Below are 25714 nucleotides of genomic sequence, written 5' to 3' on the forward strand. Positions count from 1 at the left end.
CGCGGGACGAGGGCGCGGGCGAGGCCCGGGGCGGGACGCCGGGGTGACGTCCGTTGACATCAGGCCTCCGGTGGCGTCACCACCCACCGAGGGCGTGATCCGCCGACGGCACCCTCCACTGAGGGCGCATCCCCGGCCGCCGGACGGCCTACGCCCGGCTGCCGCACGGCCTACGCCCGGCCGCCGCCATGCCGGCGCGGCGGCCGGTCCCCGTCGCCTCAGGCCTCTCCCGTCCAGCGCCGGGCCGTCGCCACGCGCGTACTGCGGCCCCCCACCGCCGGCAGCCGCGCACGAGGCGCTGCGGCAGCCGCGCACGAGGCGCTGCGGCGGCCTCCTCGTGCGCGCTGTGGCGGTCTCCACGTGCGCGCTGCCGTCTTCACGCGGGGCGCTGCGGCAGTGCCTTCAGGCGTCGTGCTGTGACCGTCTTCACGCGCGTGCTGTGACCGTCTCCGTGTACGCGCCGCAGCCGTCTTCACGCGCGTGCTGTGACCGTCTCCGCGTACGCGCCGCAGCCGTCTCCACATGGTTGCCGCGGCCGTCTCCGCGGGCTCTTGTGTCGTCGCCACGCGCATACTGCGCCCCGCCGCCACGCGGGCCCCGGAAAAACCCGCCGCCCTGGCACCCGGCCCCGGTGAGAATGGATCCGTGCGGTACCAGATTCTCGGCGCCACCAGGGCGCAGACCGACCAGGGCGTCCCGATACCCCTGGGCGGTCGGCGGCTGCGCGCGCTGCTGACCGCCCTGGCCCTGCACGCCGGTCGCACGGTCACGGCGAGCGTGCTCATAGACGAGGTGTGGTCCGACCGCACTCCCTCTGACGCGCCCGCCGCCCTGCAGGCCCTCGTCGGCCGGCTGCGCCGCGCGCTGGGCAGGGCCGCCGTCGCCTCCGAGGCGGGCGGCTACCGCCTTGCGGCCGACCCCGACGATGTCGACCTCTTCCGTTTCGAACGGCTGGTGCGCGAGGGTCTCACGGCGCTCGGCCGCGACGACGCCGCCACCGCCGCGCGCACCCTCCGCGAGGCGCTGGCCCTCTGGGACGGCCCGGCCCTGGCCGACCTGCCGGACCGCGCTGCGGCCACCCGCCCGGAGGCCCAGCGCCTGGAGGCGGCACGCGCCCGCGTACAGGCCGATCTGCGGCTGGGCCGCGCCTTCGAGCTGATACCGGAGCTGACGGAGCTCACCGCGGCCCACCCCTACGACGAGCCGCTGCAGGCCCTGCTCATCCGCGCTCTTCGCGCCGCCGGCCGCGGCGCCGACGCACTCGCCGCCTACGACCGGACCTGCCGCACCCTCGCGGACGGCCTGGGCGCCGACCCCGGCCCGGAACTCCGCGCCCTGCACGCCGAGCTGCTGACAGCCCACGACCCGCCCGTGCGGCCCGCCCGGCCCGCCCGGCCCGCCCCGCTCAGCCGGACCGTCGCGCTCGGCCGACCAGCGTCGCTTGAGCGACCAGACCGGCTTGAGCGAGCCGACCCGATCGACCGTTCCGACCGTTCCGACGGGGCTGACCGTTCCGACGGGGCTGACCGTTCCGACCGGGCTGATCGGTCCGACCGGTCCGACCGGCCCCCGCAGGGGAACGAAGCAGTAACACGGACCTCTCCGCCCCCACCGCCCCGCGCAACGGCCGACCGGAAGGGGAACCTCCGGCCCCGCTTGACGTCGTTCGTCGGACGGGAACCAGAACTCGACGCCATCCGTTCCGACCTACGAAGAGCACGCCTGGTCACCCTCACGGGGCCGGGCGGCTCGGGAAAGACCCGCCTCGCCGAGGAAGCCGCCGCCGGGCATCCAGGGGCATGGCTGGCCGAGCTGGCCCCGCTCGACAGTCCGGAGGCGGTCCCCGGTGCGGTCGTCAGCGCCCTCGGCCTCCGCGAGATGGTGCTGCTGACCGCCGACAGGACGACCCCGCAGGTCGACCCCGTCGCCCTGCTCGTAGAGCACTGCGCGGCCCGCAGCCTGCTCCTGATCCTTGACAACTGCGAGCATGTCATCGACGCCGCGGCCCAGTTGGCGGAGACCCTGCTGACCCGCTGCCCCGGTCTCACCGTCCTCGCCACCAGCCGCGAGCCCCTGGGCGTGCCCGGCGAGTGCGTGCGCCCCGTGGAGCCGCTGCCGCCCGACCCGGCCCACCGCCTGTTCACCGAGCGCGCCGCCGCCGTCCGCCCCGATTTCGACCCCGCCCGGGACCCCGCCGCCGTCGACGAGATCTGCCGCCGCCTCGACGGCCTCCCGCTCGCCATCGAGCTGGCCGCCGCCCGGCTGCGGCTGCTCACACCCCGCCAGATAGCCGACCGCCTGGACGACCGCTTCCGCCTGCTCACCAACGGCAGCCGTACGGTCCTGCCCCGCCAGCAGACCCTGCGCGCCGTCGTCGACTGGTCCTGGGACCTGCTCACCGAGCAGGAGCACAGGGTCCTCTGCGAGGTCTCCGTCTTCGCCGGCGGCTGGGACCTCTCCGCCGCCGAGGCGGTCTGCACCGGCCCCGCCGCCGACGTCATCGGCGCACTCGTCGACAAGTCCCTGGTCGTCGCCACCCCGGTCGAGGACCCGCCGGACGCCGGAGGCGGCATGCGCTACCGCCTCCTGGAGACCATCCACGAGTACGCGTCCGAGCGTGCCACCGAGCGCCCCGGTGAGCGTGCCGCAGCCGAGCGCCGGCACAGTGCGTACGTGCGCGCCCTGGTCGAGGAGGCGGAGCCGCTCCTCCGCTCCGCCGAGCAACTGCCCTGGATCCGCCGCCTGGAGACCGAGCTCGACAACATCCGCGCGGTCCTCCACCGCGCCCTGGCCGCGGGCGACGAGGAGCTGGCCGCCGCGGTGGCCCTCGCCGTCGGCTGGTTCTGGTGGCTGCGCAACTACCGTACGGAGGGCGTCGAATGGATCCAGCGCATCCTCCGTCTCGCCCCTCCCGCACCCGGGCAGCCCGTCGCCCCGCTCGTCGCTGAGGCCTACGTCCCCGGGCAGGCCCGCACCACGCCCGCCGGACCGCCCGCCGCGACAGACCGCCCGTCCGCACCGGACACCTTGGCGCCCGCCGCCACCTGCCACACCATCCATCCCACGGGCGAGCGCGGGCACGTCGCCGCCCTCGACCTCCGGGACGCTCCGGCAGCCGACCCCTCCGACCCCGCCGAACAGGAGGACCACCCCCTGTACTGGCCGCGGATGAGGCTCCGGCTGATGTATTTGTTCCTGGTGGCCGACATGGGGCCGGCGGAAGCACTGCACGACGAGCGCGCCCGCGCTTTCGTGGCCCACGTGCGCCGTGCGTTCGAGCGCCCCGTCCCCGCCGCGGCCAGCTTCCCCGGAGTCATCTGGCCGTTCACGGTCTTCTTCCTGGACGGCCCGGCCTCGATCTCGGCCGCCCTGGACGCCGCGATAGAGAACTGCCGCGTGCACGGCGGCGACTGGGAGATCGGCTCCATGCTGATGTTCCGCGCCCACCTGAGCATCGACAGACCGGGCGACATGGCGGGCGTCGACGCGGACCTGGTGGAGCTGAGGGAGATCAGCAGGCGGGTCGGTGACCGCTGGATGCGGGCCCAGGTGTGCAGCGCGTCCGGTGAGCTGGCCATGGCCCGCAGTGAGTTCGCGGCGGCCAAGCAGGAGTACGAGGAGGCGCTGCGCCTCGCCTACGAGGTGGGCGCCTATGCGGAGACGGCGTTCCTGCTGGCCCGGCTCGCCCAGATCGCCTACTGCGCCGGTGACCGTGCCCTGATGGCTGAACTGGTCGACGAGGCGACCGAGGCCAGCGACCACTACGGCGTACAGGACTCACGCGCCTTCGTACGCCTCCTGCGCGCCGTCATCGCCCTGGACCGCGGCGACCTGCCGGAGGCCCGCGCCCTCTGCGAAGCCGCCCGCGCCGAGGCCGCACAGGGCAGCCCGCCACCGCAGTTCCTCGCCATGCTGAACGACATCGACGCCCGTGTCGTCGCCGCCGAGCACGGCCCGGTGGCCGGGCTGACGCTGCTGGCCGAGGGCCTCCGCGAGGCGCTGAAGGGCCACTGCGCCGACATGGTGACCGCCGGCCTGACCGACGCCGGCGCCCTGCTCGTGTCGGAGCTGGGCGACCACCCGCGCGCCGTCCGGCTGTTCGCCGCCGCGCTCGCCTGGCGTCACGGCCACGCCCGGCCGATGCCCGAGCGTGCGGCTGCGGAGAAGGCCGAGGCGGAGGCGGTGGCCGCGCTCGGCCCTGACCGGTTCGAGACCGAGCGTGCGGCGGGCGAGTCGCTCGACCCCGACGGCGTCCTGGCAGAACTGGCCGCCGCGGTCGGAGCCGAACCGCCCCCGCCCCTGGCCGAGAGCCGCCTCACCTGGCCACCGGTCGTCAGGTAGCCCCGACGCGTCGCCCGCTCCCGGGCGTCGCGTGTTCCGGGCCACACACCGCGCCAGCAGGGCCGCACCCGCGGCCCGCGCGGGGCGTCGCCCTACTCTGCTGCCCCGTCCCCAGCCCTGCTGCCCGCCCTCGCCCTGACACCCCGTCCCTGCGCGTCGCCCTGCTCCTGCGCGGAACCCCGCCGAGGCGCGCTGTCTCGCCGAGGCGCGCTGACCCGCGGAGGCGCGCTGACCCGCGGAGGCGCGCTGACCCGCGGAGGCGCGCTGACCCGCCCACGCGCGCTGACCCGCCCACGCGCGCTGACCCGCCTCGTGCGGGTCGCTCCGTCCCCACGCCGTGGCCCGCACGCCGTGGCCCCTACGCCGTGGCCCGCGAATCCCCGCGGCTCAGCTGCACGTGAAGCGGGACTCCGCCCAGTCCGCCAGGATCACCGCGTCCAGCAGGCCGTGCGGCTCCACGACGAGCCGCACGGTGCTGTGTCCAGCCAGCGGCACATGCAGGGGTATCGCCGGCCGGCCGCCCTTCACCAGCGGCGACTGCCACAACCGCACACCGTCGGCGAGCACGGAGAACCGCACCGTGCCCAGGCCCAGTGTGGCGTCGTCGATGCCGACGAGCGCGTCGTAGGCGGTGCAGGAGCGGTTCAGGTCGATGGTGACGGAGGACGTGCCGTGCACCGTGACGCCGTGGGCGTACGGCTGGTGGTCTACGCGCAGGCCCTGCCGCTGCCACACCCAGCTGCTGCCCGGCCGCATCTCCGGCTTGCTGCCGTCACCGGCCACCCCGTACCGCAACTGGCTCCACTGGTAGACGACCGGGGCCGGTGGCGGTGGCGGGGGCGGGGGAGGGGGAGACGGTGGAGGCGAGGGGTGAGTGGGGGTCGGGGTCGGCGTGGGTGTGGGCGCCGGGGGTGACGTGCTGTGCTGCGGCTTCTTCGGCGGCGCCTCGGGACGCCCGGGGCCGGGGTGCGGCGACGTGATGGGTATCGGCTTGGCCACCGGAGGCAGCTCGGAGCCCGGTTTCTCCGCCGGCGGCTGCTCGTTCGCGGGCGGCTGGTGCGGCGCCACCGGTTCGGATGCCGGGGGTTTGGCCTCCGGCCTGCCCGGTGGCGTCGCCTCGCTGCCCACCAGGGCGAGGGCCACCGCGGCAGCGGCCGCTGCCGCCACCGTCGCCGTGAGTCCCGCCTTCAGTGGTGTGCTCAGCCCCGAGGGGCCCGCCCCGGACCCTCCCGAGCCGGCCGCCCCGCCCGAGCCCCCGCCGGACGCCGCAGTCGAGCCGCCGCCCGCGCCACTGCCGGCGGCCGTCCCGGAACCGGCGGTGGCGCCCGCTCCGGCCGCGCCCTGGGCGCCGCCCGTCGTGGCCGCCGCAGCTGCCCCGGCCGCGCCCGCGGCACCTCCGGAGAAGAGCGCGGCCACCTTGGCGTATCCGGCGGCGCCGAACCACCCGATGACCGCGACCGGCACGACTCCGGGAATGCCCCCGGCGACCTCCTTGATCTGCCCCGCGGCCAGCCGGCACCGCGCGCACTCGGCCAGGTGCTTGCGCAGCCCGCGCTCGGCCCGGGCGCGCAGGCTTCCGCGGGCGTACGCCCCGAGCCGGTCGGCGAACCGCGCGCACTCCTCGTCCGCGGCGAGTGCGGCGCTCACATGGGCCTGCAGATAGGCCTCCTTGAGGCCCTCGCGGGCCCGGCTCGCCAGCACCCGGGCGCCGTTGGCGTCGAGCCCGAAGAGCGGGGCGACCTCGCGGGGGGACTCGTCCTCGACCTCGGTGTGCCACAGCACCGCCTGCCAGCGCTCCGGCAGGCTCCGGAACGCCTGCATGGCCAGTGACTGCTCGGCCTCCTGCATGGCGAGCACGTCCGCGCCGAGATCGACGTTCTCGTCGGTGGGGTAGTCGGTCCCGCGCGCTGACTCCGCCGCGAACGCCGCGAAGTCGTCGACGAGGTGCTCCCGCCTGCGGGACCTGGTCCAGTCCGCGGCGACCCGCCGCACCGTCGACAGCAGGTAGGCGCGCACCGCGTACCGCGGACCGGCGCCGCCGCGCACCGCCTGGAGCATCCGGGCGAAGACCTCGGCCGTGAGGTCGTCGGCCGTGTGGGCGTCCCGGCAGCAGGTGCGCGCATAGCGGCGTACCGCGGCGGCGTGCCGGCGGAACAAATCCTCGTAGGCGCTGTCGTCGCCCGACCGCATACGCGCGATCAGGTCGGCGTCGGACGGAGCGAGCACCGCGTCGCCCGCCGGGTCCCCCGCGTCGCCCGCCGGGTCCCCCGCGTCGCCCGCCGGGCCCACGGTGCCGCCCGCCGGGCCCACGGTGCCGCGCACCCGATCCGCGGGGCGTCCCCCCGGATCCCCGGTGCCGGCGGACGGGTCCACCGTGCCGTCCGCCGCTTCCGGAGTGGTACCGCTTGCCGGGTCCCTCCGTGCCGCGCTGCCGGAGCCCGATCGCTGCGCCGGCACGCTCGCAGCGTCCGGCGCGCCCCTGCCACCGAGTGGTTCGTCCCGTCCGTCACTGCTCATCGGGGACAGCCTCCGCTTGCCCGTATGCCCCGGCCATCGGCTCAGCGTGCCACACCATCACACCGCTCCGGGGCCCCTTGAGCGCCATCACCCATCCGGTGCCCGTCCCTTCCGTCCGCCTCGCCTACTCCCGTCCCGCCCGTCACCGCCAACGGCTGCCCCGCGCCCCGCTGACCTCGACGATCATGGCTCGTCCAGAGCCTCCGGCGGACTCGTCCGGCGCTCGCGGTGACCTCCCGGCGGCCGAACACGGCACCGCCCTCTCGAACACCGGTCCGGCCTGGGCCCGTGCTCCAACCGTCCCAAAACCGTCCCGTGAACCGGCCCCCGTGGACCGGCCCCCGTGAACCGGGCCCATCGCCCGTGCACCGTGGCCAGTGGCCCGTGGGCTCGCCCATGGCCAGGCAGCCGTGGCCGTGAACCCGGCACCCGTGACCATTGGTCGTGACCCCTGGACCGGGACACCATGGCCGTTGGCCATGACCCGGGACCGTGGTCCGGGCCGAGGCCAGGAGGAACACGACTACGCGCGTCCGGGCCGCGAACGCAGCCCCTCCAGGAGGATGTCGAGCAACCGCTCGGAGGCGGCGGCCTGCTGGGCGGCGTCGGGCAGCGCGGGCGCCGCCGTCGCTATCACCAGCAGAACATCGGACACCGTGACGTCCGTACGCAGTTCACCCGCGGCCCGGGCCCGCTCGACCAGCCGCCCGACGACGTCGAGCAGTGCCCGCGCGCCCGGTTCGTCCAGCGGCCCCCGGGGCTCGGCGCCCGCCGGGCGCCGCTCGGCCGGGGCGCCCACCAGCCGCAGGTCGGGCGCCGCGGCCCGCCCCGACGGCGGGACGGCAGAGGGAGACCGACCCGGCGCGCCCGCTGCCCCGCCGGGCTCACCGGTCACACCGCGCTGCTGCGGCAGCCGCCGCGCCGCCCGGTCGGCGCCGGAGCCGCCCTCGTCCCGCCCGGAGCCGGACCCGGGCTCCGCCCGGTCGCCGTCGTCGGCGACGTCCACGCGCAGTATCTGCGGCGGCAGCAAGCGCCCCGCGCCCGACGCCACCGAGGTCCGCAGGAAGCGGGAGAGCGCCGACCAGGGCTCCTCCTCCTGCCCCAGCGCGGCACGCGCCTGGTCGGCAAGGCGGGCGGTCTCCTCCTCGGCTATCCGTCTGACCAGCACGTCCTTGCTGGGGAAGCGCCGGTAGACGGTGCCCACGCCGACTCGGGCGCGGCGCGCCACGTCCTCCATCGGAGCCCCGTACCCCAGCTCGCCGAACACCTCGCGGGCCGCGCGCAGTACGTGCTCGAGATTGCGCTGTGCGTCCACCCGGAGCGGGGAGGTACGGGCTCCGCCCGTGACAGCCTGGCCGCTCCCGCCACCACCGCCGCCAGGAACGACGGCGGGCGTGACAGACCAATGAGAGTCCTGAATGTGCATGAATGTTCCCCCGGTAATGACGTCTCCCCCCGGAGACACTCCCCGTCATCGGCAACCGGAGCAGTGGGGAACAACCCGATGGCACAGCCCCGGTGCGAGCCTGCCGAGCGCATCCCCCAACGCCCCGACTGACACGAACATAGTTGAGCTGGGGTCAATTCAGAAGGGGCAGGTCCCGAGCGGCCCTGCGCCCGATCGGGCTACTCACCGGTTCACCCCGGGCCGCACCTCGCCCGCGCCCCCCGTACGCCCCTTCTGACCTGCGAAGTCTTCACATACCCCGGTATTTCCCGAGCCCGGTGTTTCAGACGACTTCCAGTCATACAAATTGCTGAGCCTGTGGACAAACGCCGGGCCGCGATGCGTCATGGGAAGGTGAAGGCCTCACTATCACCCGGGACCACACCCGGCCCCACAGCGGCTACGCGGATCCTCGTCGTGGGCGGCGGTTACGTCGGCATGTACACCGCCATGCACCTCCAGAGAAGGCTGAAACGCGAGCTGACCCGGGGCGAGGTCGAGATCGTCGTCGTCACCCCCGACCCGTACATGACCTACCAGCCGTTCCTGCCGGAGGCCGCGGCCGGGTCCATCTCCCCGCGCCATGTCGTCGTACCGCTGCGCCGGGTGCTCGACCGGTGCCGGGTCATCATCGGCGAGGCCCAGTCCATCGACCACGCCAAGCGCACCGCCACGCTCGCCACCCTCTCCACCCACGAGGAGGGCACCGGACCCGTGGAGATCGGCTACGACGAGCTGGTGCTCGCCCCCGGCTCCGTCTCCCGGACCCTCCCCGTGCCGGGCCTGGCCGAGCACGGCATCGGATTCAAGACGGTCGAAGAGGCCATCGGGCTGCGCAACCACGTCATCGAGCAGATGGACATCGCCTCCTCCACCCGCGACCCCGCCGTCCGCGACGCCGCCCTGACCTTCGTCTTCGTCGGCGGCGGATACGCCGGCGTGGAGGCGCTCGCCGAACTGGAGGACATGGCCCGCTACACCGCGCGCTACTACCACAACATCCGCGCCGAGGACATGAAGTGGATCCTCGTGGAGGCCACCGGCCGCATCCTGCCGGAGGTCGGCGAGGACATGGGCACCTACGCCGTGCGCGAACTGCGCGGGCGCAACATCGACGTGCGACTCGGCACCCGCCTGGAGTCCTGCGAGGACCGCGTCGCCGTCCTCGACGACGGGTCCCGCTTCCCGACCCGGACGCTGGTGTGGACCGCCGGAGTGAAACCACACCCCGTCGTGGCCGCCAGCGACCTGCCCCGCGACCGGCGCGGCAGGCTCATCTGCACCACCCGGCTCACCGTCGACGGAGTGGCGCACGCCTGGGCGGCCGGCGACGCCGCCGCCGTCCCCGACACCACCTCGGACCAGCCCGGCGCCGAGTGCGCCCCCAACGCCCAGCACGCCGTGCGCCAGGCCAGGGTGCTCGCCGAGAACCTCGCCGCGTCCCTGCACGACGGGCCCCTCAAGGAGTACGCCCACTCCTACGCCGGCTCCGTCGCCTCCCTGGGCCTCCACAAGGGCGTCGCACATGTCTACGGACGCAAGCTGAAGGGCTATCCTGCGTGGTTCATGCACCGCGTCTACCACCTGAGCAGGGTGCCCACCTTCAACCGCAAGGCACGCGTGCTCGCGGAATGGACACTGTCCGGATTGTTCAAGCGCGAAATCGTCTCCCTGGGGTCACTCGAACATCCTCGTGCGGAGTTCGAACTCGCGGCCGGAGGAAAACCCCCGAAGGACCCTAAGGGGTCGTCCTGAGCGGAGTACGGAACTCCACGAACAGGACAAGCGTCTGACGGATAACGGATTTCCGCCCCGTCGGCCAGACTGGATCCGTGACCATGGGCGGTGCCCACCTCACCAGGGACGCGCCGGCCCCGCGACACCCATGACACCCATGACATCGCTGACACCCCGGCACCCCCGGCGTCCCCGACATCGCAAGGCTGCTGCCCAGCGCTGTGTCTCCCCCGGAGCACCACCCGGGACCCCGCGGCAGAGGGGCAGGCCGTACCCGACGACACGAGGCAAGAATTCGGTGAACTTCACCCGCTGGAGCGCCCGGCTCTCCGGAACGCAGCGTCGCGCACGTACCGACCGCGCGACCTCCACGGCACAGCGAGGGGAGAGCGCCGTGCCCGCCGCCCGCGCCGAACAGGCACACCAGGGCGCATCCGGAGACCGGGCGCCCAGTGTCACCTCCACCGCCGACGCACCCCCGTCGCCGGGCCTGCCCGGGGTCACCGACGCCCGCGTACGCGAAGTCCTCGACCACCTCCCGGCCCTCGTCGCCCTCGTGTACGGCCGCGAGCACCGCGTCAGCTACGTCAACGACGCCTACCAGACCGCCTTCGGCCCCCGTCCGCACGGCGTCCCCGCCCGCGAGGCCCTGCCCGAGCTGGACGAACTGGGCCTGCTGCCCCTTCTCGACCAGGTGCTGCGCAGCCACAAGCCACGCACCGTCAAGTCCCGAAGAGCGCCCGACGGCCGCTCCTACACGTTCACCTGCACTCCGGTCGACTCCCTCGCCGCCCACGAGGGCAGCGGCGTCCTGATCTTCGCCGCCGACGTCACCGACCACGCCGAGGCCGCCGAGCGCCTGCGTGCCGGCGAGCGCAGCCAGCGTGAGACCGCCGTCACCCTCCAGCGCTCCCTGCTGCCCCAGAAGCTCGAGGAGCCCGACGACCTGCGCATCGCCGCCACCTACCACCCCGGCGGCACCGAAGCCGCCGTCGGCGGCGACTGGTACGACGTCATCACCCTCGGCGGCGGCCGCACCGCCCTCGTCATCGGCGACGTCATGGGCCGCGGGGTACGCGCCGCCGCCGTCATGGGACAGCTCCGCACCGCCGTACGCGCCTACGCCCGCCTGGACCTGCCCCCACACGAGGTCCTGCAACTCCTCGACGGCCTCGCCGCCGACATCGACCCCGACCAGATCGCCACCTGCGTCTACGCCGTCCACGACCCGAACGAGGGCCGTCTCGTCTACGCCTCCGCGGGCCACCCGCCCGTCCTCGTCCGCGGCGAGGACGGCACCGTCCGCCGCGCCGACGAACCCACCGGACCACCGCTCGGCACCGGCGGCTGGCTGCACTCCTCCGGCTCCGTGCCGCTCGGCCCCGGCTGCACGGCCGTGCTGTACACGGACGGCCTGGTGGAGCGGCGCGACAAGGACATCGACGAGGGCGTCACCGCCCTGGAGACCGCCCTCGCCGGCGCGACCGGCACTCCCCAGGTCGTCTGCGACCGCCTGCTGCGCACCGCCGGCGTCACCGCCGACCATGACGACGACGTCGCCGTCCTCGTCCTCCAGCACACCGCACGCAGCGGCCCCGACCGCGACCTCTTCCGGAACGCCGCGCTCGACCTCCTGGGAGGCGTGGAAGCCGCCCCACGCGCGCGTGCCTTCGCCTCCGGCGTCCTCACCAGCTGGCGCTTCCCCACGGAGCTCCACGACCTGGGCGTCCTTGCCGCCAGCGAACTCGTCGCCAACTCCCTCCAGCACGGCACCCCGCCCATGCGCCTGCGGCTGCGCCGCACCGACCGCCGACTGATCATCGAGGTCACCGACGGCGACGACCACCTGCCGCGCCGCCGGCGTGCGGAGCCCGCGGACGAGGCGGGCCGCGGCATCGCCATCGTCGCCACCATCGCCGCGAGCTGGGGCGCCCGCCGCACCCCCGAGGGCGGCAAGGCGGTGTGGTGCGAGTTCGCCCTGCCGTCGACACCGCGCCCACCACGACCTGTCCGCTGACGGTCGACGCGGGACGAGGGCCCGGGCAACGCCAGGCCCTGCCGCTCCGGGGCGTGAGCGTCCTCAGAGGACGTACCGGCCGCCTCCGCCGCGAAGGCCGTGGGTGCTGCTCAGGTGCCCGCCGGGCCCGCGGGCACCTGGCCGTGCTCGGAGGTCTCGGAGGCCGGCCCACCCGTGGCGACGACCCTGCTGCCGGCCGGCAGCGGCAGGTCCTGCGCGGGCAACAGCCGGCGCCCGAAGTGCGCCGCCAGCACCGTGAGCCCCAGGGAGAGCGACAGGAACGTCACCACATAGGGCGCACGCCAGGCCGCGGCCATCGGCCCGCCCACGGCAGGGCCCACCGCCAGCGCGAGCTGTTTCACCAGCGCGAAAGCGGAGTTGTACCGGCCCGCCATCCCGGCCGGCGCGAGATCCGCCACCAGCGGCGCAAGCGTCGGCGACAGCATCGTCTCGCCCAGTCCGAACAGCGCGTACGCGGAGATGAACGCCCCCGTGGCTATCGCATGGCCGCAGTGGCCCAGCCCCGCGAAGCCCGCCGCCGCCCACGCCAGGGCCCACAGCAGGCCGACGCCGGCGATCACCCGCGAGCGCCGTCGGCGCTCCACCAGCCGCAGCACGGCGAACTGCGCCACTACGATCACGGCCGTGTTCGCCGCGAGGGCGATCCCCAGGCTCGACGGCGAGATCCCCGCCGCCTCCACGCCGAAGGCGGCCAGCCCCGAGTCGAACTGTCCATAGCAGACAAAGAACACCACAAAGGCCAGCGCACAGAACTGGACCATGATCCGGTGCGACAGGAGCGCACGGACACCGCCGCGTCCGGCAGCACCGGCTTCGGCCGGCGGCAGCTCACCGCCCCGGGCCGCCGCCAGCACCTCGGGAACCCGCACCGACAGCACGATGCCCGCCAGCACCAGGAACATCGCCGCCTCGATCGCGAAGAGCACCGTGAAGCTGCTCGGGCGGTGCACGTCGACGAGCTGCCCGCCCAGCAGGCCGCCCGCGCCGAGGCCCAGGTTCTGCAGGAAGAACTGCGTAGCGAAGGCACGCGTGCGCGTGCCCGCGTCCGAGCACCACACGATCAGCGTGGCGAGCGCGGGCTGCATCACCGCCGTGCCCGCCCCGAGCACCGACGCCGACAGAAGAGCCATCGGCGCACCGTCCGCAAGCCCCAGCAACGCGGCGCCCAGCGCGGCCACCAGGGCCGCGCCCACCAGGACCGACAGCGGGCCACGCCGGTCGATCACCCTGCCGACGAAGGGCAGCACGACCAGCGCAGCCAGCGCGAACACGGCAAGCACCAACCCCGCGGCACCGGCCCCGAGCCCCCGCACCTGCGCCACATACACATAGAGGAACGGCACCGTGAAGCCGACACCGAACGCGCTCAGCGCACTCCCCACCTGGATCCGTCGCACCGCGGACCCCACCGCCCTGGTCACTGTCACCTTCCGGAAGACTTCGAACCTAAACTTTGCTCCTAAACTTTACATAGCGAAGGACTTCAAAGCAAAGACGGACCGTGCCATACTGGCTTCATGGGTGACATGCCGCAGGCCGGCGAGCCTGCGCTGGAGGAGCAGATCGCTGCCTACCAGCGAGAATTCGAGGAGCTTGACCCCCAGGTGGAGCAGATCGTCTCGGCGCTCGGCCGCCTGAACCGCCGTATGAGCGTCGCTTACGGCCGCCAGAACGCCACGCTGGGCATCAGCAACGCCGAGTGGGAGGTCCTCAAGGCGCTCGTCCTCTCCGGCGCGCCCTATCGCCTCGGCCCCGGCGACCTGGCCAAGCGCCTCGGCCTCACCCCGGCGGCGATGACCCACCGCATCGACCGGATGGTCGACGAGGGCCTGGTTACCCGCGACCGGGACGAGAGCAACCGCGTGCGGGTGATCGTCGAGATCACCCCGGAGGGCCGCGAGAAGTGGCTGGAGGCCATGCGCCTGGCCTCCGTCTTCGAGAAGGACCTCGTCCAGGACCTCTCGCCGGAGGAACGCACCTCGCTCGGCCAGGTGCTCACCCGGCTGCTCCGCCGAGTGGAGGAGAACCAGCCGGACGGCGGCGGCCGCGTCGAAGACCTCGACTGACCCCCGCGGCGGAACTGAGTTGACAGCCTTCCGAGTGATCCGTAAGGTTCTTCGGGTTGCCACGGAGCCGTAACGGTTCTATGGCAGTACATCCTGCCGCACCTGCGGCAACCCAAACCCTCAGCACGACCTCCCAGCGGGATTGAATTCGGCGTGCCCGAAATTCAAAACCACCGGCTCGATTATGAGCTTCCGGGAGGCTGGGCTAAGGTATGGACCGCTGGAGGGGCCGCAAGGCCGCAAAGGCACCCCGCTCCGACCGGGGAAATCGGATCCGAAAGATCTGATAGAGTCGGAAACACCGAAGGGAAACGCCCGGAGGAAAGCCGCGGAACTTGGTTCCGGGGTGAGTACAAAGGAAGTGTCCGTTCCTTGAGAACTCAACAGCGTGCTAAAAGTCAACGCCAGATATGTTGATACCCCGTCTGCCGGAGATCGTTCTCCGGTGACGAGGTTCCTTTGAAAAAAATACACAGCGAGGATGCTGTGTGCGGGAAGATAATTCCTCTTCCCGCACCGCTCTCGTGATGTGTTCGCCCCGAGTACGGGGAAGCATTCACGGAGAGTTTGATCCTGGCTCAGGACGAACGCTGGCGGCGTGCTTAACACATGCAAGTCGAACGATGAACCGGCTTCGGCCGGGGATTAGTGGCGAACGGGTGAGTAACACGTGGGCAATCTGCCCTTCACTCTGGGACAAGCCCTGGAAACGGGGTCTAATACCGGATATGACACCGGGAGGCATCTCCTCGGTGTGGAAAGCTCCGGCGGTGAAGGATGAGCCCGCGGCCTATCAGCTTGTTGGTGGGGTGATGGCCTACCAAGGCGACGACGGGTAGCCGGCCTGAGAGGGCGACCGGCCACACTGGGACTGAGACACGGCCCAGACTCCTACGGGAGGCAGCAGTGGGGAATATTGCACAATGGGCGCAAGCCTGATGCAGCGACGCCGCGTGGGGGATGACGGCCTTCGGGTTGTAAACCTCTTTCAGCAGGGAAGAAGCCGCAAGGTGACGGTACTTGCAGAAGAAGCGCCGGCTAACTACGTGCCAGCAGCCGCGGTAATACGTAGGGCGCAAGCGTTGTCCGGAATTATTGGGCGTAAAGAGCTCGTAGGCGGCGTGTCACGTCGGTTGTGAAAGCCCGGGGCTTAACTCCGGGTCTGCAGTCGATACGGGCATGCTTGAGTTCGGTAGGGGAGATCGGAATTCCTGGTGTAGCGGTGAAATGCGCAGATATCAGGAGGAACACCGGTGGCGAAGGCGGATCTCTGGGCCGATACTGACGCTGAGGAGCGAAAGCGTGGGGAGCGAACAGGATTAGATACCCTGGTAGTCCACGCCGTAAACGGTGGGCACTAGGTGTGGGTCACATTCCACGTGGTCCGTGCCGCAGCTAACGCATTAAGTGCCCCGCCTGGGGAGTACGGCCGCAAGGCTAAAACTCAAAGGAATTGACGGGGGCCCGCACAAGCGGCGGAGCATGTGGCTTAATTCGACGCAACGCGAAGAACCTTACCAAGGCTTGACATACACCGGAAAACCGTGGAGACACGGTCCCCCTTGTGGTCGGTGTACAGGTGGTGCATGGCTGTCGTCAGCTCGTGTCGTGAGATGTTGGGTTAAGTCCCGCAACGAGCGCAACCCTTGTCCCGTGTTGCCAGCAGGCCTTTGTGGTGCTGGGGACTCACGGGAGACCGCCGGGGTCAACTCGGAGGAAGGTGGGGACGACGTCAAGTCATCATGCCCCTTATGTCTTGGGCTGCACACGTGCTACAATGGCCGGTACAATGAGTTGCGATGCCGTGAGGTGGAGCGAATCTCAAAAAGCCGGTCTCAGTTCGGATTGGGGTCTGCAACTCGACCCCATGAAGTCGGAGTCGCTAGTAATCGCAGATCAGCAGTGCTGCGGTGAATACGTTCCCGGGCCTTGTACACACCGCCCGTCACGTCACGAAAGTCGGTAACACCCGAAGCCGGTGGCCCAACCCCTTGTGGGAGGGAGTCGTCGAAGGTGGGACTGGCGATTGGGACGAAGTCGTAACAAGGTAGCCGTACCGGAAGGTGCGGCTGGATCACCTCCTTTCTAAGGAGCATCTTGGCTGCCAGGCTTGAGGGTCTGGTGGTCCAGAGCCATTTCGTCGGCGTGTGTTCGACGGTGGTTAGCTCATGGGTGGAACGTTGACTATTCGGCATGGTCGGCTCGGATGGGCTTGCTAGTACTGCCCCCGCTCTGTGGGGTGTGTGGAACGTGAGTGTTGTCGGTTGACTGTGTCGAGCACGCTGTTGGGTGTCTGAGGGCGCGGCCGCTTGGTTGTGTCTTCGGTTGCCGGCCCCAGTGAACTCAAGCCGTGTGGTTTGGGGTGGTGGGTGGTTGGTCGTTGTTTGAGAACTGCACAGTGGACGCGAGCATCTGTGGCCAAGTTTTTAAGGGCGCACGGTGGATGCCTTGGCACCAGGAACCGATGAAGGACGTGGGAGGCCGCGATAGGCCCCGGGGAGCTGTCAACCGAGCTGTGATCCGGGGGTGTCCGAATGGGGAAACCCGGCAGTCGTTATGGGCTGTCACCCACTGCTGAACTCATAGGCAGTGTGGAGGGAACGCGGGGAAGTGAAACATCTCAGTACCCGCAGGAAGAGAAAACAACCGTGATTCCGGGAGTAGTGGCGAGCGAAACTGGATGAGGCTAAACCTTGTATGTGTGAGACCCGGCAGGGGTTGCATGCAGGGGGTTGTGGGAGCTTTCTTTCGTGATCTGCCGGTCGCGAGGCAAGTGAGAAATCGTTGATGTAGGCGAAGGGCATGCGAAAGGCCCGGCGTAGAGGGTAAGACCCCCGTAGCTGAAATGTCAGCGACTTGTTTGAGAGTTTCCCGAGTAGCATGGGGCCCGAGAAATCCTGTGTGAATCTGGCGGGACCACCCGCTAAGCCTAAATATTCCCTGGTGACCGATAGCGGATAGTACCGTGAGGGAATGGTGAAAAGTACCCCGGGAGGGGAGTGAAATAGTACCTGAAACCGTGTGCCTACAAGCCGTGGGAGCGTCGGAATGGAGCTTTGCTTCATTCTCGTGACTGCGTGCCTTTTGAAGAATGAGCCTGCGAGTTTGCGGCATGTTGCGAGGTTAACCTGTTGTGGGGGAGCCGTAGCGAAAGCGAGTCCGAACAGGGCGGTGGAGTAGCGTGCTCAAGACCCGAAGCGGAGTGATCTAGCCATGGGCAGGTTGAAGCGGCTGTAAGAGGTCGTGGAGGACCGAACCCACCAGGGTTGAAAACCTGGGGGATGACCTGTGGTTAGGGGTGAAAGGCCAATCAAACTCCGTGATAGCTGGTTCTCCCCGAAATGCATTTAGGTGCAGCGTCGTGTGTTTCTTGCCGGAGGTAGAGCACTGGATAGGCGATGGGCCTTACCGGGTTACTGACCTTAGCCAAACTCCGAATGCCGGTAAGTGAGAGCGCGGCAGTGAGACTGTGGGGGATAAGCTCCATGGTCGAGAGGGAAACAGCCCAGAGCATCGACTAAGGCCCCTAAGCGTGTGCTAAGTGGGAAAGGATGTGGAGTCGCAGAGACAACCAGGAGGTTGGCTTAGAAGCAGCCATCCTTGAAAGAGTGCGTAATAGCTCACTGGTCTAGTGATTCCGCGCCGATAATGTAGCGGGGCTCAAGCACACCGCCGAAGTCGTGTCATTGCGATATTACTCTTAACGGAGATCGTGATGGGTAGGGGAGCGTCGTCTGCTGGGTGAAGCAGCACCGGAAGGTAGTTGTGGACGGTTGACGAGTGAGAATGCAGGCATGAGTAGCGATTCACACGTGGGAAACGTGTGCGCCGATTGACTAAGGGTTCCTGGGTCAAGCTGATCTGCCCAGGGTAAGTCGGGACCTAAGGCGAGGCCGACAGGCGTAGTCGATGGATAACCGGTTGATATTCCGGTACCCGCTGTGAAGCGTCAAACATTGAATCCAGTGATGCTAAGCCCGTGAAGCCGCCCCGGAGCCTTCGGGTGAAGGGGAGTGGTGGAGCCGGTGGCCCGAGCTGGTAGTAGGTGAGTGATGGGGTGACGCAGGAAGGTAGTCCATCCCGGGCGGTGGTTGTCCCGGGGTAAGGGTGTAGCCCGTCAGGTAGGTAAATCCGCCTGGCTTGTGGGTGAGACCTGATGCCGAGCCGATTGTGGTGAAGTGGATGATCCTATGCTGTCGAGAAAAGCCTCTAGCGAGTTTTGTGGCGGCCCGTACCCTAAACCGACTCAGGTGGTCTGGTAGAGAATACCGAGGCGTTCGGGTGAACTATGGTTAAGGAACTCGGCAAAATGCCCCCGTAACTTCGGGAGAAGGGGGGCCATTCCTGGTGATGGCATATGCTGTCTGAGCTGGGGGTGGCCGCAGAGACCAGCGAGAAGCGACTGTTTACTAAAAACACAGGTCCGTGCGAAGCCGTAAGGCGATGTATACGGACTGACGCCTGCCCGGTGCTGGAACGTTAAGGGGACCGGTTAGCTCACTTTCGGGTGGGCGAGGCTGAGAACTTAAGCGCCAGTAAACGGCGGTGGTAACTATAACCATCCTAAGGTAGCGAAATTCCTTGTCGGGTAAGTTCCGACCTGCACGAATGGCGTAACGACTTCTTGACTGTCTCAACCATAGGCCCGGTGAAATTGCAGTACGAGTAAAGATGCTCGTTTCGCGCAGCAGGACGGAAAGACCCCGGGACCTTTACTATAGTTTGATATTGGTGTTCGGTTCGGCTTGTGTAGGATAGGTGGGAGACTGTGATGCGGGCACGCCAGTGTTCGTGGAGTCGTTGTTGAAATACCACTCTGGTCGTGCTGGATGTCTAACCTGGGTCCGTGATCCGGATCAGGGACAGTGTCTGATGGGTAGTTTAACTGGGGCGGTTGCCTCCTAAAGGGTAACGGAGGCGCCCAAAGGTTCCCTCAGCCTGGTTGGTAATCAGGTGTTGAGTGTAAGTGCACAAGGGAGCTTGACTGTGAGACTGACGGGTCGAGCAGGGACGAAAGTCGGGACTAGTGATCCGGCGGTGGCTTGTGGAAGCGCCGTCGCTCAACGGATAAAAGGTACCCCGGGGATAACAGGCTGATCTTCCCCAAGAGTCCATATCGACGGGATGGTTTGGCACCTCGATGTCGGCTCGTCGCATCCTGGGGCTGGAGTCGGTCCCAAGGGTTGGGCTGTTCGCCCATTAAAGCGGTACGCGAGCTGGGTTTAGAACGTCGTGAGACAGTTCGGTCCCTATCCGCTGTGCGCGTAGGAGTCTTGAGAAGGGCTGTCCCTAGTACGAGAGGACCGGGACGGACGAACCTCTGGTGTGCCAGTTGTCCTGCCAAGGGCATGGCTGGTTGGCTACGTTCGGGAGGGATAACCGCTGAAAGCATCTAAGCGGGAAGCCTGCTTCGAGATGAGGGCTCCCACCTACTTGATGGGGTAAGGCTCCCAGTAGACGACTGGGTTGATAGGCCAGATCTGGAAGCACCGTGAGGTGTGGAGGTGACTGGTACTAATAGGCCGAGGGCTTGTCCTCAGGTGCTCGCGTTCACTGTGTTGGTTCTGAAACCACGAACAATCACGCTAGTCCGTCTTGGTTGGCGGGGGTTGTGGTTGGTGGTGTGTGTTTCGGTGGTTATAGCGTGGGGGAAACGCCCGGTTACATTCCGAACCCGGAAGCTAAGCCTTACAGCGCCGATGGTACTGCAGGGGGGACCCTGTGGGAGAGTAGGACGCCGCCGAACTCTTTGTGAGAGAGCCCTGGTACTGGGTAACCCAGTACCAGGGCTCTCTGCGTTTGTGGGGCGATGCCAAGGTCCCGTCAGAATGAATTGCACCCAGGGCCGCCCGCAGGGACGATCGCCGCATGGACTACGTCGTACGTCCCGTCCGTGCGGAAGAGTGGCCGGCGGTGAAGGCTCTGCGGCTCGCCGCGCTGCGGGACCCCATGGCGCCGCTGGCCTTCCTGGAGACCTACGAAGAGGCCGCCGCCAAGCCGGACCCCTTCTGGCAGCGGCGGGCCCTGGACGGTGCGAGGGGCAAGGCCGTGCGCCAGTTCGTCGCCGAGGCACCGGACACCGTGCTGAGCGGGACGGTGACCGTGCTCGTCGAGGAGCCCGGAGCCAGGGATCCCTTCGGTGGTGTGGTGCAGCACCGGCAGGGGCTTGTGGTCGGCGTGTTCGTACGGCCCGAGTGGCGCGGCCGGGGGCTGATCGAGGCGCTGTTGGACACCGCGCTGGAGTGGGCCTGGTCGCTCAGGGCACTGGAGCGGGTACGGCTCTTCGTGGACGAGCGGAACACCCGCGCCGAGCGTGCCTACCGCAAGGTCGGCTTCGTACCCAGCGGGCACTCTGCCGCGGTACCCGGCGAGCCGTCCGTACGGGACGTGGAACTGGTGATGTACCGCCCCCACACCGCGGACCGTGCCTGGTAGCGGCAGACCCTACCTGGCCCCGGCTCGCACTCTGCCGGAATCGGGCCCTGGCCGAACGGCCTGACCGGCAGACCGACAGACCGACAGACCGACGGTCGACGGACCGCTGCAAATGCAGGTCGGTAGCTCAACAGCTGGGCGGAGCGACGTTCGTCGGAACGAGGCCCGGGGAAACGATCCTCGTCAGAACGGCAGCTCGTCGTGGGGCCAGCGGGCGCGGGCCTGCTCCCGGGAGCGCAGCAGGGCGAGGGCGGGCATGCCGCGCTCGGCGCCGGTGGCCAGCAGGTCGGGCAGCCCGGGGAGCGGGGCGACCGCGGCGACGTCGTCCAGAACGAGCGTGAGTGGTGGGTCGAGCCGACCGGAGGATGACCGTTCGGCCATGCGCCGGCCGTGCTCGACCACGCTTGATGCCAGTGCCGTCAGCAGTGGCATGGCTCCAGGGTGGGACTTGGGGTCCTCGATGGCCTCGCCCACCACATAGAGCGTGCCCCCTTCGTTCACGAAGGAATCCAGGCTGACCGCATCAGTTCTGTTCGGTGTGCACGAGTCGCGGATATGTACCGACGACAGGGCCGACAGGGCGCGTGCCGTCAGCTCCTGTGCGATGTCGCGGCGTTCGGGGTGAGCCGTGAGCGCGGCCTCCAGTTCGCCGGCCGCGCCCGATGCGGCCCGCGGGTGGCTGCGGAGGACGCGGACGGCGTCCTGAACCTGCGAGCCCTGCGCCCAGCGGTGCACATGGCGGAACTGCTTGCCGTCCACCGCGGCGGCGTGTAGGAAGCTGCGCAGGAGAGTCTCCGCGGTGTCGGCGACCGCGCTGTCGATCCGCGCCGTGGGCCGTACCGGGGCGAGCAGCGCCCTGGCGCGCTCGGCAGCGGTGGCGCGCTCCTCGCAGCCGGCGCTCGGGGACCAGTGCAGCCGGGCCGGGGTGTCGCAGCGGTGGGCCGGGTCGTAGAGCAGGACCGGGCCCAGCTTGCCGCGGGCGTCCTTGGTCTCCGACCAGACCGCGGGATCCGAGGTGACGACGAGTACGGGCCCGTCCGCGTCCCGTACGGCCCCCACGGCGAGGGGCCGACGGGTGTCCGGCAGGCCCAGCACCACCCGCTGCACGGGCGCGCCGGAGGCGCCCCGGGCGGGGAGCCGGAAGCCGCCGGACGGGAAACCCTCCTCCCTGACCGGGACACCGTCCTCCCTGACCGGGAAACCCTCCTCCCCGGACGGGAAAGCGTCCTCCCGCGCTCGGGAGGACGCTTCCGGCTTCGGGGGTTCCTGGGCGCGGGCCGCCTGGACGGGCTCATACTGCGCACTGGTGTCCCGGGCGGCGGAAGCACGTTCCGGCAGCACGGCCCTTTCGCCCGGCATGGCTGCCTCGCCCGGCAGACTCGCCGCGTCCCCCTGCGGACCGGGCGTCTGCGGACCGGCCACCGTGTGCCGCGCCGCAAGCGGAACGTCCTCCTTGGCGAACGATGGCGCGGCGCCCGCCTTCTGCGTCCTGGTACCACTCCTGGAGCGTGCGGCAGTATGCTCCGCGCGCCGTGCCGCCCGGACGGCCTGCCAGCGGGTCACCGTGCCGAGGACGAACAGCCCGAGGACGAAGAGCACCATCAACTGGCCGATGAACAGGCCCCACAGGAGGCCGTAGCCGGAAAGCTGCTCCTTCGGGGTGTGCGGCCAGGCGCCCGGCACGTCATGCGGGTGCCCTATCAGGTGCCGCATGGCCAGCGGGGTGTGGGAGAACGAGACACGGGCCGGCCAGGAGCCGTGGGCGAGGAGCCCGGCGAGGCCGGTGGCGGACCAGACGAGCAGGGTCACGCCGAGGAGGAACGCCAGGAAGCCCACCAGAAGCCCGTCAGAGACGCCGCGGCCGCTCGCCGGTCTCCGAGGGCCCTGATACGGCGCCCGGGGGCCCTGATGCAGCGCGCGGCCCCCGCTGGGTGGCACAGGGCCGCCGTAGGCCTCCTCCCCGTACCGGCCGCCCGTGGCTCCGTACTCGTCGTCCTGTCCGTGGTCCCCGTACCGCGTGCGCATCTCAGGACACCGTCGATTCCATTTCAGGCCACCGTGGATTCCGATGAGTCGTGGAGCTGCTGCTCGACGAAGGCGGCGGCCCTCTCCTCTGCTTCCAGTTCGGCGGCGCGCAGGGCGTCGTCGTCGGGGGCGGTGCTGGCGGACTCGGTCATGGCGCGGTCGGTGAAGACGAGCGGGCGCTCGGTCTCGGTGACGAGGTGCTTGACGACCTGCACATTTCCGTTGACGTCCCAGACGGCGATGCCCGGGGTGAGGGTGGGGATGATCTCGACGGCCCAGCGGGGCAGACCGAGCACACGGCCGGTCGCACGGGCCTCGTCGGCCTTCTGGGCGTAGATCGTCCGGGTCGACGCCATCTTGAGGATGGCCGCCGCCTCCTTGGCGGCCGCGCCGTCGACGACGTCGGACAGGTGGTGCACGACCGCGACGAAGGACAGGCCGAGCCGGCGGCCGAACTTCAGCAGGCGCTGGAAGAGCTGGGCCACGAACGGGGAGTTGATGATGTGCCAGGCCTCTTCGACCAGGAAGATCCGCTTCTTGCGGTCCGGGCGGATCCAGGTGTGCTCCAGCCAGACGCCCACGATCGCCATCAGGATGGGCATCGCGATGGAGTTCCGGTCGATGTGGGAGAGGTCGAAGACGATCAGGGGGGCGTCCAGGTCGATGCCGACGGTGGTGGGGCCGTCGAACATGCCGCGCAGGTCGCCGTCGACGAGGCGGTCGAGGACCAGCGCCACGTCCAGGCCCCAGGCGCGGACGTCGTCCAGGGCGACGTTCATCGCCTGGGCGGACTCGGGCTCCGGGTGGCGGAGCTGCTCGACGATGTCGGTGAGGACGGGCTGGCGTTCGGTGATGGTGGCGTTGACGTAGGCATGGGCGACCTTCAGGGCGAAGCCGGAGCGTTCGTCCAGGCCGTGGCCCATGGCGACCTCGATGATGGTGCGCAGCAGGGCGAGCTGGCCGGTGGAGGTGATCGCCGGGTCCAGTGGGTTGAGACGGATGCCGGTGTCCAGGGCGGCGGTCGGGTCGAGGCGGATGGGGGTGATGCCCATCTCCTCGGCGACGAGGTTCCATTCGCCGACGCCGTCCTCGCCCTGGGCGTCGAGCACCACGACCTGGCGGTCGCGGAACCGGAGCTGGCGCAGCACGTAGGTCTTCTCCAGCGCCGACTTGCCGTTGCCGGACTCGCCGAGGACCAGCCAGTGCGGTGCGGGGAGTTGCTGGCCGTAGAGCTGGAAGGGGTCGTAGATGTAGCCCTTGCCGGAGTACACCTCACGGCCGATGATCACGCCGGAGTCGCCGAGGCCGGGTGCGGCCGTCGGCAGGTAGACGGCCTGTGCCTGGCCGGTGGAGGTGCGCACCGGAAGCCGGGTCGTCTCCACCTTCCCGAACAGGAAGGAGGTGAACGCGTCCGTGAGGACCGAGAGCGGATCCCGCATCGCCATCACCACATCAGCCCCTGACCACCTCTACCCATCTGTTCCTGCCTGTCGCGCCGCCCGCCGTGCCCCGGCGGTCGGTCGCCTGCCGTGCCGTACTGCGCTTCCTGCTCGCGTGGCGTCCGCCTACCGGCGGATTCCGGTCGCGAACGGGAGCGTGTTGACGAAGGCCCGGTGGTGCTCGCGGTCGCACCACTCCAGCTTCAGATACGACTTCCCGGCCGAGGCCCGGATGGTGCGCTTGTCGCGGGCCAGTGCCTCCGGGGAGCGCGCCGAGACGGTGATGTAGCCGACCAGGTTGACGCCGGCCGCGCCGCTGGCGAGGTCCTCGCCGCGCTGGTCGAGGCGTGAGTGTGCGGCGATGTCACGCGGGTCGACCGTGCGGTTCATCTTCGCGGCGCGGCTTGCCTCCGCGACGTCGTTCGTCTTCTCCGTGAGCATCCTCTCGATGGCGATCTCGGTGGGTTCCAGGTCCATTGTGACAGCGACGGTCCTGATCACGTCGGGGGTGTGGACAAGCAGGGGGGCGAGGAAGTTGACCCCGACGGGGGTCATCGGCCACTCCTTGATCCAGGCCGTGGCGTGGCACCAGGGCGCGCGCGTGGGCGATTCCCGGGTCTTGGCCTGCAGGTAGGTGGGCTCGACCGCGTCGAGTTCGGCGGGCCAGGCGTTGCGCTGGGACATCGCCTGGATGTGGTCGATGGGGTGGTCCGGGTCGTACATGGAGTGCACCAGGGAGGCGAGGCGGCTCTGCCCGAGGGGCTGGCGCACCCGGATGTCGGCCTCCTGGAGGCGTGAGCAGATGTCGGTGAGCTCGCGCGCCATGACGACGGCGAGGCCGCCGTCCCGGTCGATCCTGCGGGTGCCCTTGGGGCGGGCCGCGCGTGCCATGGCCTGTGCCTCGGCGGCCAGTTCACGGGTGTAGTGCATGCAGGCGACCAGGTAGGCGCGGTGCTGCTCGCTGCTCGTCGACACCATGGACTGCAGTTGGTCGTAGGAGTGCTGTATCCAGGCGGGCGCGCGGTCGTCGCCGCGTACGGCGACGTCCTTGGCGTGCGCGTCGGGGTCGGCGGGCAGCGTACGGGCCAGCATCTGCAGGCGGGTGACGAAACCGTCGCCGTTGGCGACGTGCTTCAGGAGGGTGCCGAACCGGTCGACCAGGGCTTCCTGGTCCTCGGAGTCGCGCAGGCCGACGCCGGGACCCTCGATCTCGATGGCGGCGGTGACGGTGCGCCGGTCGGCGTGCAGCAGGACGGCGATCTCGTCGGGGCCGAAGGGTGCGGCGAGCCAGCTGATGCGGCCGATGCCCGGGGGCGGCCCGACCTCGACCTCGCGTCCGTCGAGCAGCGTGCCCGCCTCCATGGCGCTGGAGCGGTAGACGGTGCCGCGCCTCAGCTGCCTCTTGTAACTGCGGTTGATCTCGAACCACCTGTAGAACGTGCGGTGCCGGTAGGGCACGTAGACCGCGGCGAGGGCGAGCAGGGGGAAGCCCATCAGGAGCACGATCCGGAGCGACAGCACAGGGACGAGCAGTCCGCACATCATGCCCAGGAAGGCACCGCCGATGATGAGCGCGATCTCGCCGGTCTCGCGGTTGCGCCCGACGATCGCGTTCGGTCGGGCCCGTCCGATGAGATACGTACGACGGGGCGTGACCGTATGGGACATG

General features: G+C 69.9%; 11 protein-coding genes and 3 rRNA genes. 8 read left to right on the forward strand and 6 right to left on the reverse strand.

The features are described from left to right. Positions 1 to 645: 645 nt before the first annotated feature. Entirely contained in the window at positions 646 to 4341 is a 3696-nt protein-coding gene (locus ACSMXW_RS18730) for an AfsR/SARP family transcriptional regulator (RefSeq protein ID WP_485797862.1), read from the forward strand. A gap of 387 nt (positions 4342 to 4728) precedes the next feature. Here ACSMXW_RS18730 and ACSMXW_RS18735 read toward each other — a convergent pair whose 3' ends face one another. Then, on the reverse strand, positions 4729 to 6858 hold the full coding sequence (locus ACSMXW_RS18735; protein WP_485797863.1) for a sigma-70 family RNA polymerase sigma factor: 2130 nt from the start codon (positions 6856 to 6858) through the stop codon (positions 4729 to 4731). Positions 6859 to 7381: 523 nt separating this feature from the next. Further along, entirely contained in the window at positions 7382 to 8284 is a 903-nt protein-coding gene (locus ACSMXW_RS18740; RefSeq protein ID WP_485797864.1) for a TetR/AcrR family transcriptional regulator, read from the reverse strand. 360 nt (positions 8285 to 8644) lie between these two features. On the opposite strand from ACSMXW_RS18740, the gene ACSMXW_RS18745 reads away from it, so the two are divergent. Continuing rightward, on the forward strand, positions 8645 to 10060 hold the full coding sequence (locus ACSMXW_RS18745) for an NAD(P)/FAD-dependent oxidoreductase (protein ID WP_485808140.1): 1416 nt from the start codon (positions 8645 to 8647) through the stop codon (positions 10058 to 10060). 280 nt (positions 10061 to 10340) lie between these two features. After that, positions 10341 to 12059, forward strand: coding sequence for an ATP-binding SpoIIE family protein phosphatase (locus ACSMXW_RS18750; protein WP_485797865.1), 1719 nt, complete (start codon positions 10341 to 10343; stop codon positions 12057 to 12059). Between the two features lie 110 nt (positions 12060 to 12169). On the opposite strand, the gene ACSMXW_RS18755 is transcribed toward ACSMXW_RS18750, so the two are convergent. Then, entirely contained in the window at positions 12170 to 13489 is a 1320-nt protein-coding gene (locus tag ACSMXW_RS18755) for an MFS transporter (protein ID WP_485808141.1), read from the reverse strand. Positions 13490 to 13597: 108 nt separating this feature from the next. Between ACSMXW_RS18755 and ACSMXW_RS18760 the strand changes: the two genes are divergently transcribed. From ACSMXW_RS18760 to ACSMXW_RS18780, 5 genes are all read left to right on the forward strand, one after another. Continuing rightward, positions 13598 to 14146, forward strand: coding sequence for a MarR family winged helix-turn-helix transcriptional regulator (locus ACSMXW_RS18760; RefSeq protein ID WP_485797866.1), 549 nt, complete (start codon positions 13598 to 13600; stop codon positions 14144 to 14146). A gap of 555 nt (positions 14147 to 14701) precedes the next feature. Further along, a 16S ribosomal RNA gene (locus ACSMXW_RS18765) occupies positions 14702 to 16231 on the forward strand. A 331-nt stretch (positions 16232 to 16562) separates the two neighbouring features. Further along, positions 16563 to 19684 (forward strand): 23S ribosomal RNA (locus ACSMXW_RS18770). 91 nt (positions 19685 to 19775) lie between these two features. Further along, positions 19776 to 19892, forward strand: a 5S ribosomal RNA gene (rrf, locus tag ACSMXW_RS18775). Together the 16S, 23S and 5S rRNA genes form the textbook arrangement of a ribosomal RNA operon. 122 nt (positions 19893 to 20014) lie before the next feature. After that, on the forward strand, positions 20015 to 20581 hold the full coding sequence (locus ACSMXW_RS18780; RefSeq protein WP_485797867.1) for a GNAT family N-acetyltransferase: 567 nt from the start codon (positions 20015 to 20017) through the stop codon (positions 20579 to 20581). A gap of 183 nt (positions 20582 to 20764) precedes the next feature. On the opposite strand, the gene ACSMXW_RS18785 is transcribed toward ACSMXW_RS18780, so the two are convergent. The 3 genes from ACSMXW_RS18785 to ACSMXW_RS18795 all read right to left on the reverse strand — a co-directional run bounded on the left by ACSMXW_RS18785 (position 20765) and on the right by ACSMXW_RS18795 (position 25713). After that, on the reverse strand, positions 20765 to 22417 hold the full coding sequence (locus tag ACSMXW_RS18785; protein WP_485797868.1) for a TraM recognition domain-containing protein: 1653 nt from the start codon (positions 22415 to 22417) through the stop codon (positions 20765 to 20767). A 212-nt stretch (positions 22418 to 22629) separates the two neighbouring features. Further along, positions 22630 to 24045 (reverse strand): ATP-binding protein, encoded by a 1416-nt coding sequence (locus ACSMXW_RS18790; protein ID WP_485797869.1) that lies wholly within the window; start codon positions 24043 to 24045, stop codon positions 22630 to 22632. 126 nt (positions 24046 to 24171) lie between these two features. After that, positions 24172 to 25713 (reverse strand): SCO6880 family protein, encoded by a 1542-nt coding sequence (locus ACSMXW_RS18795; RefSeq protein WP_485808142.1) that lies wholly within the window; start codon positions 25711 to 25713, stop codon positions 24172 to 24174. Position 25714 lies beyond the last annotated feature (1 nt).

Source organism: Streptomyces sp. DSM 116793, assembly GCF_057320905.1.

Coding starts and splice junctions, on each gene's coding strand:
- ACSMXW_RS18735 (WP_485797863.1), bottom strand. CDS start 6,858: ATGAGCAGTGACGGACGGGACGAACCACTCGGTGGCAGGGGCGCGCCG.
- ACSMXW_RS18740 (WP_485797864.1), bottom strand. CDS start 8,284: ATGCACATTCAGGACTCTCATTGGTCTGTCACGCCCGCCGTCGTTCCT.
- ACSMXW_RS18745 (WP_485808140.1), top strand. CDS start 8,645: ATGCGTCATGGGAAGGTGAAGGCCTCACTATCACCCGGGACCACACCC.
- ACSMXW_RS18760 (WP_485797866.1), top strand. CDS start 13,598: ATGGGTGACATGCCGCAGGCCGGCGAGCCTGCGCTGGAGGAGCAGATC.
- ACSMXW_RS18780 (WP_485797867.1), top strand. CDS start 20,015: ATGGACTACGTCGTACGTCCCGTCCGTGCGGAAGAGTGGCCGGCGGTG.
- ACSMXW_RS18790 (WP_485797869.1), bottom strand. CDS start 24,045: ATGCGGGATCCGCTCTCGGTCCTCACGGACGCGTTCACCTCCTTCCTG.
- ACSMXW_RS18795 (WP_485808142.1), bottom strand. CDS start 25,713: ATGTCCCATACGGTCACGCCCCGTCGTACGTATCTCATCGGACGGGCC.